Raw genomic sequence first — 17,886 nt, forward strand, 5'->3', positions numbered from 1 at the left:
CGGGGTCGCCAGTCTGCCTCTCCCTATAATGCAGCGTTAAAGCCACTCAGGTATCGTATCGCGCGCGATCATTTCTTCATAGGTAGGGCGCGCGCGGATAACTGCAAATTGATCACCATGCACTAACACCTCAGGGATCATCGGGCGCGAGTTATATTCCGAACTCATCACCGCCCCATACGCCCCCGCAGAGCGGAATGCGATCAAATCACCCGCTTTCGCCTCTGGCATCTCACGGCCCTTAGCAAAGGTATCACCACTCTCGCAAACCGGTCCTACAACGTCATATTTTGCAGGCATATGCGCAACATCAGGCGCGACAACAGGCACAATATCATGATGCGCGTCATACATCGCAGGACGGATTAAATCGTTCATCGCAGCGTCCACAATCAAGAACTGACGATCCTCGCCGTCCTTCACATAAATGACCTGCGACACCATCAAACCGGCATTGCCCGAAATCAAACGACCCGGCTCAATCTCGATTTCGCACCCCAGATGCCCCAAGGTGCGCTTGATCATCGCACCATATTCCATCGGCACAGGCGGCGCATCATTGTTGCGGGCATAAGGAATCCCCAAACCGCCACCCAAATCCAACCGCTCAATCGCATGACCATCGGCACGCAACTCGCCCACCAGATCGGCCACCTTCAGATATGCCGCCTCAAACGGTGCCAAATCCGTCAACTGACTTCCGATATGCACATCAATGCCAATAACCTTCAGGCCTTTCAGACCAGCCGCCATCGCATAGACCTCACGCGCACGACTAATCGGAATCCCGAACTTATTCTCGGACTTGCCCGTCGCAATTTTGGCATGGGTCTTGGCATCCACATCAGGGTTCACGCGAATGGTCACCGGTGCGACCATCCCCAACTCAAGCGCCACCGCCGACAGCACAACCATCTCCGGTTCACTCTCGACGTTAAACTGACGAATCCCGCCGGTTAACGCCATGCGCATCTCTTCAACCGTTTTACCAACACCCGAAAACACAATTTTATCGCCAGAAACACCCGCCGCCTTGGCACGAAAATACTCGCCACCCGACACAACATCCATACCAGCACCAGCCTGCGCCAGCGTCTTTAAAACCGCCTGATTGCTCAACGACTTCATCGCAAAACAGACCAGATGCGGGATACCGTCCAAAGCTTCGTCAAACAGCTTGAAATGGCGCGTCAGCGTCGCGGTTGAATACAGGTAAAACGGCGTGCCAACCTCTGCCGCAATCTGAGCCACAGACACGTCCTCGGCAAACAACTGCCCGTCACGATAAAGAAAATGATCCACGCGTCTGTCCTTCAAAAGCCTATCTAGGCACGGCATATCAGATCAGACGCAAAGCCCAACCCTTGATGCGCGCCTAACTGCCAGCGCCGACCGAAAAATTGACGTTGGAATTGCCGGCACCAACCTCAACCGACTGCGATACACCGCCGGTCCCAAACCCCAGACCAATATTGGCCGTCGGACGCAACGGATCACCCTGCGCACCACATCCCGCCATCAACGCCAATGCCGCAATCACATATATATTTTTCATCCCAGGACTTCCTTCCATTCCGCAATGCGCAACCGCACTTGAGCGGGTGCCGTACCACCAAAACTGACACGAGACGCCACAGAATTCTGCACGCCCAAAACGTCGAACACACTCTCGTTAATCGCATCATGCACCGACTGCATCTCGCCCAGCGTCAAGTCAGGCAAATCAGCCCCTTTCGCCTCGGCCATCGCCACGAGCGTTCCGGTCACATGGTGTGCATCGCGGAACGGCAGCCCCAATTCACGCACCAACCAATCGGCCAAATCCGTCGCCGTCGAAAATCCGGTCGCGGCGGCCGCCTCAAGCGAGGCGACATTCGCCTGCATATCGCCAACCATGCCCGACATCGCCGCCAGCGCCAGCATCAGGTTATCTGCCGCATCAAACGTCTGCTCTTTGTCTTCTTGCATGTCCTTGGAATAGGTCAGCGGCAACCCCTTCATCACGGTCATCAAGGCAACATTCGCGCCAAAAATCCGGCCAATCTTGGCGCGGATCAGTTCAGCCGCATCAGGATTACGCTTCTGCGGCATGATGCTCGATCCCGTCGACCACTTGTCCGACATCTTCACAAACCGGAACTGTGCCGACGACCAAATCACCAACTCTTCTGCCAAACGGCTCAAATGCATCGCACAAATGCTGGCACTGGCCAAAAACTCCAACGCAAAATCACGATCCGCAACCGCATCCAACGAATTCGCCATCGGACGATCAAACCCCAAGGCCTCTGCAGTCATGTGGCGATCAATCGGAAACGACGTACCCGCCAAGGCCGCAGCCCCCAGCGGCGAGGTATTCATACGCTTACGCGCATCCGCAAACCGCGAGCGGTCCCGCCCGAACATCTCGACATAGGCCATCATATGATGTCCCCAAGTCACCGGCTGCGCCACCTGCAAATGCGTGAAACCGGGCATCACCCAATCAGCACCGGCCTCAGCTTGGCCCAACAGCGACTTCATCAAAGCCTCAAGCGCGCCATCAACCGCATCACACTGCTCACGCACCCAAAGCCGGAAATCGACTGCAACCTGATCGTTACGCGACCGCGCGGTGTGCAAACGACCCGCAGGTTCGCCGATCAAATCCTTCAGCCGCGCTTCGACATTCATATGAATATCTTCCAAGGCGGCAGAAAACGGGAAATCACCTGCTTCAATTTCTGACAAAACCGTGAGCAGGCCTTCCCCAATCGCGTCGGCATCTTTATCAGTAATGATACCGCAGGCTGCCAACATGGCAGCGTGCGCGCGAGAGCCTGCAATATCTTGGGACGCCATACGACGGTCAAAACCAATGGACGCGTTAATCGCTTCCATAATGGCATCAGGTCCGGCGGCAAAACGGCCACCCCACATCGAGTTTGCAGTCTTGGTCATGGTAAAAGGGTGCTTTCATGCGCAAGTTAAAATCTATTCTGCTTTATACGGCCCTTGGGCTGCTTGCAAACGCTGCGACTGCCGAAACGGGCAATCTGGCCGATCTGTTGGAGGGAGACATGCGCAAGCTGAACCTGCACAGCGCACCCATCGAAAGTTCGGACGTGGTTTTCACCAGTGCAGACGGCAGTGACATGACGCTTGCCGACTTTAACGGCAAATATGTGTTGGTGAATTTCTGGGCCACATGGTGCGCGCCGTGCCGCAAGGAAATGCCGCAGCTCTCGGACCTGCAAACCCGACTGCAAGGCGACAACTTCGAGGTCGTCACCATCGCCACAGGCCGCAACCCACGCCCCGCAATGGAGGCATTCTTCGACGACATCGGCGTCGACAACCTGCCGCTGCACACGGACGCGCGCCAAACGCTTGCGCGCTCAATGGGCGTGCTTGGCCTGCCCGTCACCTTGATCCTCGATCCCGAAGGCTTTGAGGTTGGCCGCTTGCAAGGCGACGCAGACTGGGCGTCTGACAGTGCAATTGCGGTTTTAACGGCACTTACCCAACCCGAATAATGCAAGACGTGTGCAAGACGTAAAGAAGACGCAAAAAAGACCGCTACGCACGGCCCGCCGTGGACGACAATAGCAACGGCGAAACCCCAAGCTTCGCCAGCGCCTGCGTCCATTTGAGGTCGTGCTCAGCCGCGAAAACCAACGCCTGATCCGCGTCACAACTCAACCAGCTATTACCTGCAATCTCCGCCTCCAACTGCCCCGCCGACCACCCGGCATAGCCCAGCGCCAACAGCGAAATTTCCGGCCCGACGCCCTTTGCAATATCGTGCAGAACATCAATTGTGGCGGTCATCGCAATATTATCCGCGACTATTACCGTACCATTTTCTGTTTGATAATCATCCGTATGCAACACAAATCCGCGCACCGTTTCCACGGGCCCGCCGTAGTAAACAGCGGTCTCGCGAACCATGCCCTCAACCTTAATATCCAGCTGTTCCAGCAACTTAACAAAGCCTAATTTCGGCTGCGGCTTATTGATAATCAACCCCATCGCGCCCTCGGCGGAATGCGAAATCACATAGATCACACTGCGGTCAAATCGCGGATCACCCATGTCAGGCATCGCAATCAACAGTTTCCCGACAAGGCTAAAATCATCTGCTTCCATGCCTCATGATGGGTCGGCAACCAGCGGGGTGCAAGTGGATTTATGACAGTGTCGTCGCGCGCATGTGACTTCCCATTGGTCCCGATTTTGGTATGAACACTTGCATGAAACACACCCTGTCCATCACCGCATTACTCTGCGCCTTCGCAAGCACCCTGTCCGCAGGACCAAACGACCACGCCACAACGCTCACTGTGTTAACGGGTTGGCAAACAAAGTCTGGTAGCCATATGGCAGGCCTGCGGATTGACCTTGCGGACGGCTGGAAAACTTATTGGCGCGCGCCGGGTGATGCGGGCATTCCGCCGCAAATTACTTGGGGTGGCTCAACAAACATTGCCTCTGCCGCCTTCCACTGGCCTGTGCCAGTTGTCTTCGACCAAGACGGTATGCGCTCGATTGGCTACCACGACAGCGTGACGATTCCGATTGAACTATTCCCCAACGCAGCGGGCGAAATGCGGCTGGCCGGACAGATCGAGATCGGGGTTTGTGATCAAATTTGCGTGCCTGTGACGTTGGATTTTGATGCGGTCCTGCCTACCGGCGGAAAGCGCGACGCAGCAATCGCAGCATCCCTGCTGAACCGCCCGAAAACCGCAACAGAGGCGGGAATTGATACGATGATTTGCGCAATCGAGCCTATCAACGGCGGCATGAAAATCACCACAACCACCGCTCTGACCCAAAACGGACCAGAGGCGATTATCATCGAGACTTCAAACCCTTACGTTTGGGTATCAGAGCCAGAGGTTACACGTACCGCCACCGAAATTACCGCCACATCGGAGCTCATCCACGTTGATGGCACCAGTTTTGCGGTGGACCGGTCTGGCATTCGCATGACCGTTTTGGGCGCCGCACGCGCCATTGATATTGTCGGCTGCGCCGCGGGTTAGCGCCGCAAATGCTCGTCCAGACGTGGCATGATTTCCACAAAGTTGCACGGCGCGTGCCGGTAATCCAGCTGCTTGACTAGAATCTCGTCCCACGCATCCTTGCACGCGCCCGGACTGCCCGGCAGCGCAAACAGATATGTGCCATTGGACACGCCACCTGTAGCACGGCTTTGCACCGCGGATGTGCCTATTTTATTCATGCTCACAATTGTAAAAACCGTGCCAAAAGCGTCGATTTCTTTCTCATAGACGTCGCGGTGCGCCTCTACGGTCACGTCCCGCCCTGTCAGCCCTGTGCCACCTGTCGAGATCACAACATCGACCGCAGGATCAGCGCACCATGCCCGCAATTGATCCGCAATTTCAGCACGCTCATCGCGTATAATTTTGCGCTCTGCCAGCATATGACCCGCCTGCGAGATACGCTCTACCAGCACATCGCCGGACCTATCGTCCTGCGGTGTCCGCGTGTCACTGACCGTCAAAACCGCGATACGGACGGCGATAAATTCTTTGCTCATGTCATGCTTTCCAGCTTTGATTTGATCGCTAACAGGTCCGCCCAGGCGTCACGTTTTGCGCTGGGGTTTTGCAGCAATTGTTTGGGGTGCGCCATTGGCATTGCTGGGCGCCCCATCACCTCGGCCCATGTCCCGCGCAGGCGGCTGACGCCTTTTTTTCCAAGCAGCATTTGACAAGCCGTGTTGCCCATCAGAACCAATATATCAGGGTTTGCCAAGGCGATATGACGCTCCAGAAACGGGGTCAACATTTGCATGTCTGCGGGTTGCGGGCCAACGCTGTCTGCGGCCCAAGGCATCGCCGCCGTCAGGTAAACCTTAGAACCTGCATGGGTGGATTCAATCCCCAGATCAATTGCGGAAAACATATTTTCCAGCAGCTTGCGCGCATCACCGACAAAGGCCAGCCCTGCGCGGTCTTCCTCGCGTTCCGGCGCCTCGCCAATAATCATCACACGCGCCGCAGGGTCACCTTCGGCGAATACCAGATTGCGGGCACCTTTTTGCAGATCGCAATGGGTAAACCCGTTTAAACTTGCGAGCAGCCCTTCCAAATCCAACGCGCCAGCGGCGGCGATTTTGGCCTCGGCGACGCAGTCCACTTTGACGGGCACAGGGATCGGTGGCGGACCTTTGGGCACTTCGACCACAGCAGGTTTCGCCAATTTTTCAGGGACTTCATAGCGGTTCAGGGGCGCGTCCAAGATTGCCTCGGTCGCCCCCATCTCGACCTGCCATTCTAGCGATGCGCGGTCGGACCAATATGTATCAACAGAATCCATTACCCAACACATACCTTTGATTTGCGCGTTGTGTAAGGTCGCGCTTGCGACCTCGCGGCGCGTTTTCTATAACCGACGCAAACAAAGACAGGATGAGTGATGACTTTTAATGCGCAGCATCTTTTGGGGATCGAGCACCTGAACCCTGTCGAGATCACTACTTTATTGGATTTGGCGGATCAATATGCCGAGCAAACGCGCCGTGGTGTACGACATAAAGACGTGCTTGCAGGGCTGACCCAGATCAACATGTTCTTTGAAAATTCGACACGCACGCAAGCGAGTTTCGAGTTGGCGGGCAAGCGGTTGGGTGCCGATGTGATGAGCATGGCGATGCAGGCCAGCTCTATCACCAAGGGCGAAACCCTGATTGATACTGCTTTGACGTTGAACGCGATGCACCCTGATTTGCTGGTGGTGCGTCATCCCCATTCGGGCGCGGTTGATCTGCTGGCGCAAAAGGTCAATTGCGCGGTTTTGAATGCCGGTGACGGGCGTCATGAACACCCCACCCAAGCCCTGTTGGACGCGCTGACCATTCGCCGTGCCAAGGGCCGATTGCACCGGCTGTCGATTGCGATTTGTGGTGATATCGCGCATTCCCGCGTGGCCCGTTCCAACATTATGCTGCTTGGAAAAATGGAAAACCGCATCCGCTTGATCGCCCCGCCGACTTTGATGCCGACGGGTATGGCCGAGTTGGGCTGCGAGGTGTTCGATGACATGGAAGAAGGATTGCGCGACGTGGATGTTGTTATGATGCTGCGTCTGCAAAAAGAGCGTATGGACGGAGGATTTATTCCCTCGGAGCGCGAATATTTCCACCGTTACGGGCTGGATGCGGCCAAACTCGCCCATGCAAAACCCGACGCGATTGTCATGCATCCGGGTCCGATGAACCGCGGCGTCGAGATCGACGGTAATATCGCGGATGACATCAACCGCTCGGTCATTCAAACCCAAGTTGAAATGGGTGTGGCGGTGCGGATGGCCGCAATGGATTTGCTTGCGCGCAACCTGCGGGCCAGACGCGAGGATATCGCATGCTAAGCATTCCCGCAAATGACCACGGCGCGATTTATGTGTTGGAGCTTAACCGCCCCGCCCCTGACGGCTTGGTTGAAAAATCGGATGCGGCATTGATGGCAGTATTTGGCAACGTCGTGCTGAATACGGATTACGTCGATGCGATTACGCCGGGCATGTTGACGGATATGAGTTTGGCCGACCTCGTTGAAAAAGGCTATGATATGCCGGTATCGGCGCGCGATGCAGAGACCCTGCGCGGGTTGTTTGGGACGGTGGTTCTGGTCACGTCGGCGGCGTTTGGCGGCAATGCGATGAAGATTGATCTGCCGACCGATGTGCGTCTTGTCACAACGTTGCGCGCATCAGCCAGTATGTCCGCGCCGCAGCCCATTCACACTGACAGCGCCAAGGGGATTGTGCCGCCATCAGGTAAAAAGCCCCCCTCGCAGGCCGCCATGTCGGGGCGGGTTGCCACGATTGCATTGCTCGTGATGTTCTTAATCGTCGCCATCATGATCTGGATCGCCGGATAGCATGTTAGAAATTGTTAGTCTTATCAAGCGCTTGCAGCCGATGCCAAAATCGTCGCGCTGGGAGGACTACTTTCAGGAGCGCGAAGAATTGTTGTGGTCGGCGTCTCCTGCCGGTGTGTTGAACTGGACTTGGGGCATGATCGGATTGTCGATCTTTGGTGTGCCGTTTCTGCTCGCGGGCCTCGCCACTTTTTTCATTGGTATCGCGTCGCTTTTCGAAGGATCTGGCACGTTGGTTTTGGGAACCGGCGTTTTCATGATGATCTTTAGCCTGCCATTTATCTCGGTCGGGCTTGGGCTAACCGTCGGCACATGGGTGATGCCCTTGCTGGCACCACATTTTGTGCGCTATGCGGTTACCGACAAACGCGCCTATATCGCAAAGTCATGGTGGACCCACAAAATGGAAAGCCATGCAATTGATGCAAGCAACACTGTTGAATTGCGTGAAGGTAAAACGGACACCGTCTATTTTACCAAAACGAGCAGGCGCGGGAATGACGGTAAAACCTATAACGGCAAGATCGGGTTTTTGAATATCGAAGATGGTGCCGCAGTTTACAAGCTTCTGCGCAACCTGCAACAAAAGGCAAAGACATGACCGATACGCTATTTATCAATGCCCGACTGATCGATCCGGTGGCACAAACCGATCTAATGGGCGCGTTGCTGGTGTCTGACGGTATCATCGCGCAGGTATTTGAAAATCCGGATCCTGTGGTCAAGGGTGCGGTGATCGTAAATTGCGCAGGAAAATGTCTGGCCCCCGGCATCGTGGATGTCGGTGTAAAAGTGTCGGAGCCCGGCGAGCGCCACAAAGAGAGTTTTCGCTCTGCTGGCCGTGCCGCGGCGGCTGGGGGCGTGACGACGATCGTAACCCGCCCTGATACCTTGCCCGCGATTGATACGCCGGAAACGCTGGAGTTTGCCGCCCGTCGCGCAGCCCTTGATGCCCCTGTGCGGGTATTGCCGATGGCTGCATTGACCAAAGGCCGCAATGGCGCAGTGATGACCGAGATCGGTTTCTTGCAGGACGCGGGCGCTGTCGCCTTTACCGACTGCGACCGCGTTGTGACCAACACCAAAGTGTTCAGCCGCGCGCTGACTTATGCCAGATCCCTAGACGCATTGGTGATTGGCCATGTTCAGGAACCTATCCTTTCTGATGGTGCGGCTGTCACCTCGGGCAAGTTCGCCAGCCTGCGCGGTTTACCGTCTGTGTCCCCGCTGGCCGAGCGTATGGGCTTGGACCGCGATATTGCATTGCTCGAAATGACGGGCGCGCGGTATCATGTTGACCAGATTACGACCGCCCGCGCCCTGCCCGCATTGGAGCGCGCCAAGCGGAACGGGCTGAAAATCACCGCGGGCGTTTGCGTGCATCATCTGACGCTGAACGAGCTGGATGTCGCGGATTATCGCACCTTCTTTAAGCTGAAGCCACCGCTACGCTCGGAAGAAGACCGTGTCGCTGTTGTGCAGGCTGTGGCCGAAGGGTTGATTGATATTATCTGTTCAATGCACACGCCGCAGGATGAAGAAAGCAAGCGGTTGCCGTTTGAAGAGGCCGCGAGTGGCGCGGTGGGGCTTGAAACCTTGCTGCCCGCAGCCCTGCGTCTCTATCATGCCGAAATGATCAGCTTACCCAAACTCTTTGCCGCCTTGTCACTTAATCCGTCGCATTTGCTAGGCTTGGCAACAGGACGTTTGCACGCGGGCGCGCCTGCCGATCTGGTTTGGTTTGACCCTGACGCGCCGTTTATTCTGGACCGTTTCAAGCTGCATTCCAAATCCAAGAACACGCCCTTTGACGGCGCTCGGATGCAGGGTGTTGTGCTTGGCACTTGGGTTGGCGGTACTTTAGTCACAGGAGACACCTGATGCCGATAATTGAAACATCTGTGCAGTTGCTGATAGTTTGGGCGCTGGCCGGATATATCTTGGGGTCAATCCCGTTTGGTATGATCTTAGCCAAGCTGATGGGCCTTGGTAACCTGCGTGAAATCGGGTCGGGAAATATCGGGGCGACCAATGTTTTGCGCACAGGCAACAAAAAAGCGGCAGCGCTGACGCTGCTGTTTGATGCGGGAAAAGGGGCGGTGATTGTTCTGCTCGCGCGTCATTTTGTGGGTGAAGATGCAGCTCAGGTTGCTGGTTTGGCTGCGTTTTTAGGCCATTGTTTTCCGATATGGCTACGGTTCAAAGGCGGTAAAGGGGTGGCCACCTATTTTGGCGTCATGATCGCGCTTTCGCCTGCTTTCGGGTTAATGGCGGGCGTGATCTGGTTGGCCGTTGCAGCCGTAAGCCGCTACTCGTCGCTGGCGGCTTTGATGGCTGCGGGCTGGACGCCTGTGCTGTTGACACTGTTTACCACCGGCCAGTTAACAGCGATTTCGGTGACTTTGGCGGTATTGATTTATATTCGTCATACCGAAAATATTCGCCGGTTGCGCGCAGGCACAGAGACGCGGATCGGCAAGAAGTAGTGGTCAGATAAAACGTGCGCCGCGCCCTTGGCGCAGCCACAGCAGCAGCGCGCCACCGCCGAGCAATTGCCCGCCGAGCCCGATATCGGTGCCCGTCATGTAAAACATCAGTGCGGTCAGACCTATAAGTATAGGCAGTCGCGCCAAGGGCCGCAAAAGGTCGCCTATGGAGCGCAGGCCAAGTATCCACAGCAGGATCATCAACGGTGGTGCGACGAGCAAGGTACCTGCCCATGCACCCATGATAAATGCGCTGGCGCCATGCGGATGCACGACAGCGCCGCCGGCCAACGGCATAGCAATCAGCAGAAACATCGCAAAGCGCGGGTTTAGGAAAAACGGCATAAAGACCCCTCTATTGTTCCAATTTAGGAAACAATAGAGGCGGAATTATGGCCGTATTTTAGTAGCTATATTCTGCGTAGATCCGGTTCAGATCACCGTTCCAGTCGCCGTTGTAGTGATCCAAAAGCTCGTCCGCAGGGGTTTTGCCAGTCTCGATGGTTTCTTTCAGAGCGTTGAGGAAGTGGGTTTCGTCAGGGACCAAGCCACCAGCACCGGGGCGCGCGCGGGCTTTCAGGCCTGCTTCTGAAATCGCCACAACTTCGCGGGCGAGATCGTGCATGTTGATGCCGTCAACCTTGGCCTGAAGTCCGTCGATAGAGGCTGCAACGCGCAATGCGTCGCGCTGCTCGGCGGTCCAGTCTTTGCAAAGGTCCCACGCGGCGTCGAGCGCTGTTTGGTCGTAGGTCAGCCCGACCCAGAACGCAGGCAAAGCGCACAAACGTCGCCAAGGACCGCCGTCCGCGCCGCGCATCTCGATGAATTGTTTGATGCGCGCTTCGGGGAAAACAGTCGTCAGGTGGTCAGCCCAGTCAGACAGCGTTGGTTTTTCACCTGGCAAGGCAGGCAATTCGCCCTTCAGGAAGTCGCGGAATGACATGCCCAGCGCGTTAATATATTTGCCATCGCGGTAGACAAAATACATCGGCACGTCGAGCACCCACTCGGCCCAACGTTCGAAGCCCATGCCGTCCTCGAACACCCACGGCAACATGCCTGTGCGGTCCGCGTCGAGGTGCCGCCAGATTTTTGCGCGCCATGATTTGTGACCATTGACCTTGCCTTCAAAGAACGGCGAGTTGGCGAAAAGCGCTGTCGCCACGGGCTGCAGGGCCAAAGACACGCGCAGTTTTTGCACCATGTCGGCCTCTGATCCGAAATCGAGGTTCACTTGCACGGTGCAGGTCCGGCGCATCATCGCGGTGCCCATGGTGCCGACTTTTTCCATGTAGCTGTTCATCAGCTCGTAACGCCCTTTGGGCATCAACGGCATCTCTTCGTGGGACCATTGCGGTGCTGCGCCAAGACCGATGAATTTCACGCCGATCTCGTCAGAGACTGCTTTCACTTCGCGCAGGTGGTCGTTCACTTCGTCGCAGGTCTGGTGGATTGTTTCCACAGGTGCGCCAGACAATTCCAACGCGCCGCCTGGCTCCAAGCTGACGTTGGCGAGGCCCTTGTTCAGGCCGATCAGCTTGCCGCCCTCTTCCACGGGGGTCCAGTCGAACCGGTCCCGCAGGCCAGATAGCACTGCGTGGATCGACCGTTCGCCCTCGTAGGGCAGCGGTTTCAGCGTGTCTTGGCAGTAGCCGAATTTCTCGTGCTCGGTGCCGATACGCCAATCTTCTTTGGGTTTGCACCCTTTGGCGAGCAGTTCTGCAAGTTGTTCGTGCCGCTCGATCGGGCCGCCGCCGGACTGTGGTATGGACATGAAAGGAGGCTCCGTTTCAAATTGGGTTAGGGGTTTATCGGTGCAGCCAAAGCACGCTGGTGTCAATGCAGGAGTGGTGTGGTCTTTGTCCAAACGTCAACCCGCGCAGAGGGAGTGCGTGCTAACACATCAAGCATGGCTTCGGTTTTTATGCCTTGCAGGCTGCCAAAGAGATCAAACAACTCTTCCGCGCCAGTGGCGTTTATGGGGATTGCGAGGAATTGGCCACCCATGCCGGTCAGTATCCAGCTTGGTGCGGGGTGGCTGGTTGGGTCAAGCTCTAAGCGTGTCAGGTCAGCGATGTCCATTTGACCACCGTTAAGAGGTCCAAAATAGGCAAGCCTGCGTTCGGCAACTTGGACGATTCCCGGTCCTGCCCCCGTTTGGCGAAATCGTGCGCGCTGGATGCCTGCGAGACCGGCGATGACAGCGAGTAAGATGAGGATGATCCCCAGCCAGCGCACAATTCCAATAGAGCCAATCGTCCACCAGACCCCGATCAGGCCCACGGCAATTGCGCCAAGCACTTCGCGCCAACGCCAAAGAGCGGCGCGGGCGGCGGGGCGCATGAACTCAGTCATTCGCTATCTTTGGCGTGTTATAGTTCACGATCGTAAATCCTCTGACTTGGCCAAACCCGATGGCCTCGTGGGTCCTTGCAGCACAGAAAATCGCCGCGAACAGGTCCACCTGCGTTACACCTTTCACATGTGTATCGGCGAGATGAAGCGCAAGGGCCGTGCGTTCCTGCGGCGGTTTATACGCCATGATACGAGCTGTGTCGGCAATCGTTGCGAGAATCACGACCAGTCGCCGAAGGCTTGTTGCCAAAGGGTAAGAGCGGCGACGGCGGCGGTGTCGGCGCGGAGGATTCGCGGTCCGAGGCTGACGGGGTGAGCGAAGGGAAGTGTACGGAGGTGGTCGCGTTCTTTGTCCGAAAAGCCGCCTTCAGGGCCGATCAGGATCGCCCAAGGGCCGCCTTTGTCGGCGGTCAAGGCCGAGGCTTGGCCGATCATTGTTTCGTCGCAGAACATTAATTTGCGGGATGGATCCCACGCGGCAAGAACTTTGGACAGTTTTTCGAGGTCCGTCACTTCAGGCACATATGTTCCGCCGCATTGCTCTGTTGCTTCCAATGCATTGGCACGCAGTTTATCCACGCGGATGCGGTCGGCGTTGTTGGTGTAGGTGGTTTGCACGGGCATGATTTTGGCTGCCCCCAACTCGGTAGCTTTTTCCACGATAAACGTGGTGCGTTCCTTGCGGATCGGCGCGAACAGCAGCCAGACATCAGGCGGCATTTGCAGTGGCTTGGTTTGGGTCACACATTCTAAAATGCCGCCCTTTTTGCTGGACTGCGCCACCTGTGCATCCCATTCGCCGTCTTTCCCGTTAATCAGGGATAAAACAGTGCCGTCTATCATCCGCATCACGCCAAATAGGTAGTGGGCCTGGTCGCGCGATAGCGGAACAGGTTTCCCCTTCTCCCAGCGGGTGCTCTACAAAAAGTCTAACTTTATTTACCATGAGGCCAAATATATGACCCCGAACGACCAGACGCCAGAGGGTGTTGTTGCTGACAGTGCAGGAAATTGGGTGGATCGCTATGCGCCTGTGGTGACGCGGCCCTATTTGCGGCTGTCGCGGGCGGACCGGCCGATCGGGACGTGGTTGCTGTATTTGCCGTGTTTGTGGGGCTTGTCGCTGGCGATGTTGGCGGACGGTCAAGCTGGTTGGTTTGATTTGTGGATCGCGGTTGGCGCGGGTGTTGGCGCGTTTTTGATGCGCGGTGCAGGCTGTACGTGGAATGATATCACTGACCGCGATATTGACGTGCAGGTGGCACGGACCCGTTCGCGTCCAATTCCATCGGGGCAAGTGGGCGTGCGCGCAGCATTAGGCTGGATGCTGGTGCAGTCATTGGTGTCACTGCTGTTTTTGCTGACACTGCCAAATGCCGCGATTGCGCTGGGATTTTTATCGATTGTGCCTGTGATGATTTACCCGTTTGCAAAGCGCTTTACATGGTGGCCGCAGGTGTTTTTAGGCATCGCGTTCAACTGGGGCGCGTTGATGATTTGGGCGGCACATGCAGGATCGGTAAGCTGGACGCCTGTCGTGATTTATTTGGCGGGAATCAGCTGGACGCTGTTTTACGACACCATCTACGCACATCAGGACGCCGAAGATGACGCGTTGATCGGCGTGAAATCCACGGCGCGGCTGTTTGGTGATAACTCACCGGTCTGGCTGCGCGGGTTCTTTGCGGGAACAGTATTTCTACTGGGCTTTGCTGTGGTTTTGGTTTGTCGTGACCGTTCGGTTCTGTCGTTGGTGGTGGCACTAGGCGGGCCACTGGCGATGGGTTGGCATTTGTCGTGGCAATTGCAGCGGTTTGATCCCAAGGACGGCGCGAAGTTGCTGCAACTGTTCCGCTCGAACCGCGACGCTGGACTGATCCCTTTGCCATTTTTCGCCGTAGCGTGGTTCGTGTGATTGAACCCAAGCGCCGCACCGCATATGCAATAAATTAACAAATTACAGCTGAACGGGTGCAGATGCGCATTTCCTCTCTATTTCTCCGCCTTGGCGTCTTTGTCTTGGCCGCCCTCATTTCGGTTTTTGCGGCCCGTGCGACTGTGGCTGTGGTCGAGGACACGTCAGTGGTATCGGTGCGCGAAACCCTTATAGATCGGGGTTATGACTGGACTGCAGTGCTGGGTGACGGGCTTCAGGTGATTTTGGAAGGCGAGGCACCGACAGAAGCCGTGCGGTTCCGCGCGATATCTGCTGCAGGGCGGATCGTGGACGCAAGCCGTGTGATTGATAACATGAGTGTAGCCGAATCACTCAACATTGCAGCGCCTGATTTTGCAATTGAAATTCTGAGAAATGATAGCGGCGTGTCGTTAATCGGCTTGATCCCTACTGAAACCGATCGCGAACAATTGGCCGAGCGGATCACGGATATCGCGGACGGGCAAACGGTAACGGACCTGCTGGAATCGGGGGACTACCCTGTGCCGGAGACCTGGCGCGACGCGGTGAACTATGCGTTGCGGGCGCTGGAAATGTTGCCGCGTTCCAAGATTTCCGTGTCGCCCACGCGCGTGTCGATCAACGCCATTTCGGACAGTCCCGCCGAGAAGGCCCGTTTGCAATCTGCGTTGGCTCGCAACACGCCGCAGGGCGTGCGCCTGAGCATCCAGATCACCGCGCCGCGTCCGGTGATTTCGCCGTTTACCGTCAGGTTTGCCAAAGATCAGGACGCTGTCAGTTTTGACGCCTGCGCCGCCGATAGCCCCGAGGCAGAAGCGGCGATTATGGCGGCGGCAAATGCGGCCGGCTTCGTAGGCAGAGGCCCTTGCGTGCAGGCGCTTGGCGTGCCCTCGCGCACTTGGTCCAAGGCAGTGGTCCAATCCATCAACGCAATCGAGAGCCTCGGCGGCGGCACGGTTACCTTGTCTGACACCGATATTTCAATGGTCGCCCTTGTTGGCACGGATCAAGGCCAATTTGACCGTGTGATCGGCGAGTTGGAAAATGCGCTGCCAGAGGTTTTTGCGCTGGACGCGAGTTTGCCCGCGGCACCAACGCCGGGTGCCCCTGGACCGCCACAGTTCACCGCGACGCGCAGCCCTGAAGGTGCTGTGCAGTTACGTGGCAGAGTGCCAGATGATCTGGTCAATATGACCGCTGAAAACTATGCAATGGCGAAATTTGGCCGCGCGAATGTCACTATGGGCACGCGGGTCGTTGATGATTTGCCGATTGGATGGGCGGTGCGTGTGCTTGCCGGAATCGAAGCCTTGGCGTCTTTGGCCAACGGCTCTGTCACGGTTGAACCTGACATGGTCACGATCAAGGGCAACACAGGCAATACCAGTGCGCAGGGCGATATCACCCGCCTGCTAATCGACAAATTAGGACAGACTGCAGAATTCTCGCTTGATGTTACTTATGTCAAACAGCTTGACCCGATTGCCGGACTGCCCACACCTGAAGAATGCATTGCGCAGATCGGCGTCATTACCGAGGACCGCAAAATTCTGTTTGATCCGGGTTCGGCGTCGATCACCTCCGAGACGCAGAACGTGGTCGATGACATTGCCGAGATCTTGAAAAAATGTCATGATCTGCGCATTCAGATCGCCGGTTTTACCGATAGCCAAGGTGGCGTCGAAATGAACCAGCAATTAAGTCAGACACGCGCTACGGCGGTTTTGGACGCCCTGCGTATGCGCCGTGTGCCGGTAAATACGTTTGAAGCCATCGGCTTTGGCGAAGAAGACCCGATTGCGTCCAACGATACCGAAGACGGCCGCGAAGCGAACCGCCGCATCGAATTCTCGCTGATCCAGCCCGAGACGACCCCCGAAGAGCCAACTGCCTTAGAAGAAATTGAAGCCGCCGCTGAAGAGCCGGCAAGCGAATAACGACAGGACCAACACGTTGAACAGAACTGAATTTATCATCGCTACCGCAATTATTTTGTTTGTGGCTTTTAGTTTGGGTTGGTTTGCCAACTGGCTTGTGCATCGCTTTACCCGCGTGACCAAGGCTGAGATCGGCGAGTTGGATAAGATGGCGCAAGCCCTGCACGAGGCCGAAGAAACCCGCGATCAGGCGATCACATATTTGCAGCAGCGCGAAGCAGAAATCACCAATCAACTGTCCCAGACCGAAGCCGAATTACGTGCCGCGATGGATGGTTTGCGTGAGGCCCGTCAAGAAACCGAAGAGATGCGCAACTACATCGAGCGCAACAACCAAGGTTAATCCCTTGGTGCGGCAGCACGTTTCAGGCGGTCGTTGATTGCGTGTCCAAGCCCCGTTTCAGGGATCGGCGACACTGCGATATGTTTGGCTCCCATTGCGTCAAGCTGGTGCAGCATCTTAAACAAATTTGCTGCTGCTTCATGCAAATCAGCATGAACTGACAAGTTCAGATCAGCCTTCACCGCACCAAAGCCCAGCCATGTTTCATGCGCCTCAGCGTGCACTGCGTTCAAACGCAAGCTACCTTGTGGTGCATAATGCGATAGCAGTTGTCCTGGGGAATTTGGCATTGCGAGGTCGCTTGGGTAAAGCAACGCGTAGCCCAGACATGCCTCTATTTCTTCTGCGGAAATGCCCCCTGCCCGCAGCAATGCTGGCTTACCAGTGCAATCCACTATTGTTGATTCCAGCCCAACCACACAGGATCCGCCATCCACAATCGCGTCTATTTTTCCTGAGAGCCCATCAATCACATGGTCGGCGCTTGTCGGGCTGATACGCCCTGACGGGTTGGCCGAAGGAGCAGCCACGGGGCCACCAAATGCTATCAGCAAGTCCCGTGCCAATGCGTGATCCGGCACCCGTACGGCAAGCGTTTGCAAGCCCGCCGTGACCAGCGCCGATATCCCCGCACCTGCCTGCAAAGGCAGCACCAACGTCAACGCACCGGGCCAGAACGCGGCAGCAAGGTCTTTCGCGACCTGCGGCATGTGGCAATACTGCGCCACATGCACCGCGTCAGGTAAATGCACAATCAGGGGATTGAAACTGGGTCGTCCCTTTGCCGCATAGATCGCAGCGACGGCCCTGTCATTACGCGCATCGGCACCCAGCCCGTAAACCGTCTCTGTTGGGAACGCGACCAAGCCGCCAGCCTGCAAAATATCGCCCGCCGCCTGCACTCCGGTGCCATTACTTGCAAGAATTGTTGTTTCTAGTATCGTCATGACGTGGC

General features: G+C 56.4%; 22 protein-coding genes. 10 read left to right on the plus strand and 12 right to left on the minus strand.

Translation table 11 applies throughout. From position 1 onward, the window contains the following. Positions 1 to 36 precede the first annotated feature (36 nt). From lysA to argH, 3 genes are all read right to left on the minus strand, one after another. Positions 37 to 1,302: a diaminopimelate decarboxylase gene (gene lysA, locus ACXLHR_RS10980; protein ID WP_458791474.1), complete on the minus strand. Its 1,266-nt coding sequence runs from the start codon at positions 1,300 to 1,302 to the stop codon at positions 37 to 39. Between the two features lie 73 nt (positions 1,303 to 1,375). Beyond that, on the minus strand, positions 1,376 to 1,555 hold the full coding sequence (locus ACXLHR_RS10985; RefSeq protein ID WP_458791475.1) for a hypothetical protein: 180 nt from the start codon (positions 1,553 to 1,555) through the stop codon (positions 1,376 to 1,378). Next, positions 1,552 to 2,940, minus strand: a complete 1,389-nt coding sequence (argH, locus tag ACXLHR_RS10990) for an argininosuccinate lyase (RefSeq protein WP_458791476.1) — start codon at positions 2,938 to 2,940, stop codon at positions 1,552 to 1,554. The genes ACXLHR_RS10985 and argH overlap by 4 nt, the downstream gene beginning before the upstream one ends. Positions 2,941 to 2,957: 17 nt before the next feature. Here argH and ACXLHR_RS10995 point away from each other — a divergent pair, with 17 nt between their 5' ends. After that, positions 2,958 to 3,515, plus strand: a complete 558-nt coding sequence (locus ACXLHR_RS10995) for a TlpA disulfide reductase family protein (protein WP_458791477.1) — start codon at positions 2,958 to 2,960, stop codon at positions 3,513 to 3,515. A 43-nt stretch (positions 3,516 to 3,558) separates the two neighbouring features. Here ACXLHR_RS10995 and ACXLHR_RS11000 read toward each other — a convergent pair whose 3' ends face one another. Next, the gene (locus tag ACXLHR_RS11000; RefSeq protein ID WP_458791478.1) at positions 3,559 to 4,128 is read right to left on the minus strand and encodes a YqgE/AlgH family protein; all 570 of its coding nucleotides are present in this window, start codon (positions 4,126 to 4,128) and stop codon (positions 3,559 to 3,561) included. A gap of 104 nt (positions 4,129 to 4,232) precedes the next feature. Between ACXLHR_RS11000 and ACXLHR_RS11005 the strand changes: the two genes are divergently transcribed. Further along, positions 4,233 to 5,027, plus strand: a complete 795-nt coding sequence (locus ACXLHR_RS11005; protein ID WP_458791479.1) for a protein-disulfide reductase DsbD domain-containing protein — start codon at positions 4,233 to 4,235, stop codon at positions 5,025 to 5,027. On the opposite strand, the gene moaB is transcribed toward ACXLHR_RS11005, so the two are convergent. Both moaB and ACXLHR_RS11015 read right to left on the minus strand, forming a co-directional pair. Continuing rightward, on the minus strand, positions 5,024 to 5,548 hold the full coding sequence (moaB, locus tag ACXLHR_RS11010) for a molybdenum cofactor biosynthesis protein B (protein WP_458791480.1): 525 nt from the start codon (positions 5,546 to 5,548) through the stop codon (positions 5,024 to 5,026). The two genes, ACXLHR_RS11005 and moaB, sit on opposite strands and share 4 nt — an antisense overlap. Further along, the gene (locus ACXLHR_RS11015) at positions 5,545 to 6,330 is read right to left on the minus strand and encodes a uracil-DNA glycosylase (RefSeq protein ID WP_458791481.1); all 786 of its coding nucleotides are present in this window, start codon (positions 6,328 to 6,330) and stop codon (positions 5,545 to 5,547) included. Before ACXLHR_RS11015 ends, moaB begins: the two co-directional genes overlap by 4 nt. Before the next feature lie 99 nt (positions 6,331 to 6,429). Here ACXLHR_RS11015 and ACXLHR_RS11020 point away from each other — a divergent pair, with 99 nt between their 5' ends. Genes ACXLHR_RS11020 through plsY form a run of 5 tightly spaced genes read left to right on the plus strand, consistent with a single transcriptional unit; the run spans position 6,430 to position 10,378 of the window. Then, a complete protein-coding gene (locus ACXLHR_RS11020; protein WP_458791482.1) occupies positions 6,430 to 7,380 on the plus strand; it encodes an aspartate carbamoyltransferase catalytic subunit in 951 nt (316 codons plus the stop codon). Next, positions 7,374 to 7,892, plus strand: a complete 519-nt coding sequence (locus ACXLHR_RS11025; protein ID WP_458791483.1) for a hypothetical protein — start codon at positions 7,374 to 7,376, stop codon at positions 7,890 to 7,892. The genes ACXLHR_RS11020 and ACXLHR_RS11025 overlap by 7 nt, the downstream gene beginning before the upstream one ends. Before the next feature lies 1 nt (position 7,893). After that, complete coding sequence (locus ACXLHR_RS11030; RefSeq protein WP_458791484.1) at positions 7,894 to 8,493, plus strand: hypothetical protein; 600 nt, start codon at positions 7,894 to 7,896, stop codon at positions 8,491 to 8,493. After that, entirely contained in the window at positions 8,490 to 9,773 is a 1,284-nt protein-coding gene (gene pyrC, locus ACXLHR_RS11035; protein WP_458791485.1) for a dihydroorotase, read from the plus strand. Before ACXLHR_RS11030 ends, pyrC begins: the two co-directional genes overlap by 4 nt. After that, complete coding sequence (gene plsY, locus ACXLHR_RS11040) at positions 9,773 to 10,378, plus strand: glycerol-3-phosphate 1-O-acyltransferase PlsY (protein WP_458791486.1); 606 nt, start codon at positions 9,773 to 9,775, stop codon at positions 10,376 to 10,378. Before pyrC ends, plsY begins: the two co-directional genes overlap by 1 nt. A gap of 3 nt (positions 10,379 to 10,381) precedes the next feature. On the opposite strand, the gene ACXLHR_RS11045 is transcribed toward plsY, so the two are convergent. The 5 genes from ACXLHR_RS11045 to ACXLHR_RS11065 all read right to left on the minus strand — a co-directional run bounded on the left by ACXLHR_RS11045 (position 10,382) and on the right by ACXLHR_RS11065 (position 13,582). Beyond that, positions 10,382 to 10,723: a hypothetical protein gene (locus tag ACXLHR_RS11045; RefSeq protein ID WP_458791487.1), complete on the minus strand. Its 342-nt coding sequence runs from the start codon at positions 10,721 to 10,723 to the stop codon at positions 10,382 to 10,384. Between the two features lie 58 nt (positions 10,724 to 10,781). Then, entirely contained in the window at positions 10,782 to 12,152 is a 1,371-nt protein-coding gene (locus ACXLHR_RS11050; RefSeq protein WP_458791488.1) for a glutamate--cysteine ligase, read from the minus strand. Positions 12,153 to 12,214: 62 nt separating this feature from the next. After that, complete coding sequence (locus tag ACXLHR_RS11055) at positions 12,215 to 12,733, minus strand: hypothetical protein (RefSeq protein ID WP_458791489.1); 519 nt, start codon at positions 12,731 to 12,733, stop codon at positions 12,215 to 12,217. Further along, the gene (locus ACXLHR_RS11060) at positions 12,726 to 12,920 is read right to left on the minus strand and encodes a hypothetical protein (protein ID WP_458791490.1); all 195 of its coding nucleotides are present in this window, start codon (positions 12,918 to 12,920) and stop codon (positions 12,726 to 12,728) included. Before ACXLHR_RS11060 ends, ACXLHR_RS11055 begins: the two co-directional genes overlap by 8 nt. A gap of 32 nt (positions 12,921 to 12,952) precedes the next feature. Beyond that, positions 12,953 to 13,582 carry a 16S rRNA (uracil(1498)-N(3))-methyltransferase gene (locus tag ACXLHR_RS11065; protein WP_458791491.1) on the minus strand — a complete coding sequence of 210 codons (630 nt, stop codon included), beginning with the start codon at positions 13,580 to 13,582 and terminating at the stop codon, positions 12,953 to 12,955. Between the two features lie 109 nt (positions 13,583 to 13,691). On the opposite strand from ACXLHR_RS11065, the gene ubiA reads away from it, so the two are divergent. The 3 genes from ubiA to ACXLHR_RS11080 all read left to right on the plus strand — a co-directional run bounded on the left by ubiA (position 13,692) and on the right by ACXLHR_RS11080 (position 16,931). Next, on the plus strand, positions 13,692 to 14,648 hold the full coding sequence (ubiA, locus tag ACXLHR_RS11070; protein ID WP_458791492.1) for a 4-hydroxybenzoate octaprenyltransferase: 957 nt from the start codon (positions 13,692 to 13,694) through the stop codon (positions 14,646 to 14,648). Between the two features lie 62 nt (positions 14,649 to 14,710). After that, positions 14,711 to 16,588 carry an OmpA family protein gene (locus ACXLHR_RS11075; protein WP_458791493.1) on the plus strand — a complete coding sequence of 626 codons (1,878 nt, stop codon included), beginning with the start codon at positions 14,711 to 14,713 and terminating at the stop codon, positions 16,586 to 16,588. Positions 16,589 to 16,604: 16 nt separating this feature from the next. Then, positions 16,605 to 16,931: a hypothetical protein gene (locus tag ACXLHR_RS11080; RefSeq protein WP_458791494.1), complete on the plus strand. Its 327-nt coding sequence runs from the start codon at positions 16,605 to 16,607 to the stop codon at positions 16,929 to 16,931. Here ACXLHR_RS11080 and ACXLHR_RS11085 read toward each other — a convergent pair. Continuing rightward, positions 16,928 to 17,878, minus strand: coding sequence for an L-threonylcarbamoyladenylate synthase (locus tag ACXLHR_RS11085; protein WP_458791495.1), 951 nt, complete (start codon positions 17,876 to 17,878; stop codon positions 16,928 to 16,930). The two genes, ACXLHR_RS11080 and ACXLHR_RS11085, sit on opposite strands and share 4 nt — an antisense overlap. Positions 17,879 to 17,886: the final 8 nt, after the last annotated feature.

The organism is Yoonia sp. MH D7 (genome assembly GCF_054439475.1).

Excerpts from the sequence above, each read along its gene's own strand:
- ACXLHR_RS10985 (WP_458791475.1), bottom strand. The coding sequence starts at position 1,555 with ATGAAAAATATATATGTGATTGCGGCATTGGCGTTGATGGCGGGATGT.
- argH (WP_458791476.1), bottom strand. The coding sequence starts at position 2,940 with ATGACCAAGACTGCAAACTCGATGTGGGGTGGCCGTTTTGCCGCCGGA.
- ACXLHR_RS10995 (WP_458791477.1), top strand. The coding sequence starts at position 2,958 with ATGCGCAAGTTAAAATCTATTCTGCTTTATACGGCCCTTGGGCTGCTT.
- ACXLHR_RS11000 (WP_458791478.1), bottom strand. The coding sequence starts at position 4,128 with ATGGAAGCAGATGATTTTAGCCTTGTCGGGAAACTGTTGATTGCGATG.
- ACXLHR_RS11005 (WP_458791479.1), top strand. The coding sequence starts at position 4,233 with ATGAAACACACCCTGTCCATCACCGCATTACTCTGCGCCTTCGCAAGC.
- moaB (WP_458791480.1), bottom strand. The coding sequence starts at position 5,548 with ATGAGCAAAGAATTTATCGCCGTCCGTATCGCGGTTTTGACGGTCAGT.
- ACXLHR_RS11015 (WP_458791481.1), bottom strand. The coding sequence starts at position 6,330 with ATGGATTCTGTTGATACATATTGGTCCGACCGCGCATCGCTAGAATGG.
- ACXLHR_RS11020 (WP_458791482.1), top strand. The coding sequence starts at position 6,430 with ATGACTTTTAATGCGCAGCATCTTTTGGGGATCGAGCACCTGAACCCT.
- ACXLHR_RS11025 (WP_458791483.1), top strand. The coding sequence starts at position 7,374 with ATGCTAAGCATTCCCGCAAATGACCACGGCGCGATTTATGTGTTGGAG.
- ACXLHR_RS11030 (WP_458791484.1), top strand. The coding sequence starts at position 7,894 with ATGTTAGAAATTGTTAGTCTTATCAAGCGCTTGCAGCCGATGCCAAAA.
- pyrC (WP_458791485.1), top strand. The coding sequence starts at position 8,490 with ATGACCGATACGCTATTTATCAATGCCCGACTGATCGATCCGGTGGCA.
- plsY (WP_458791486.1), top strand. The coding sequence starts at position 9,773 with ATGCCGATAATTGAAACATCTGTGCAGTTGCTGATAGTTTGGGCGCTG.
- ACXLHR_RS11045 (WP_458791487.1), bottom strand. The coding sequence starts at position 10,723 with ATGCCGTTTTTCCTAAACCCGCGCTTTGCGATGTTTCTGCTGATTGCT.
- ACXLHR_RS11050 (WP_458791488.1), bottom strand. The coding sequence starts at position 12,152 with ATGTCCATACCACAGTCCGGCGGCGGCCCGATCGAGCGGCACGAACAA.
- ACXLHR_RS11055 (WP_458791489.1), bottom strand. The coding sequence starts at position 12,733 with ATGACTGAGTTCATGCGCCCCGCCGCCCGCGCCGCTCTTTGGCGTTGG.
- ACXLHR_RS11060 (WP_458791490.1), bottom strand. The coding sequence starts at position 12,920 with ATGGCGTATAAACCGCCGCAGGAACGCACGGCCCTTGCGCTTCATCTC.
- ACXLHR_RS11065 (WP_458791491.1), bottom strand. The coding sequence starts at position 13,582 with ATGCGGATGATAGACGGCACTGTTTTATCCCTGATTAACGGGAAAGAC.
- ubiA (WP_458791492.1), top strand. The coding sequence starts at position 13,692 with ATGACCCCGAACGACCAGACGCCAGAGGGTGTTGTTGCTGACAGTGCA.
- ACXLHR_RS11075 (WP_458791493.1), top strand. The coding sequence starts at position 14,711 with ATGCGCATTTCCTCTCTATTTCTCCGCCTTGGCGTCTTTGTCTTGGCC.
- ACXLHR_RS11085 (WP_458791495.1), bottom strand. The coding sequence starts at position 17,878 with ATGACGATACTAGAAACAACAATTCTTGCAAGTAATGGCACCGGAGTG.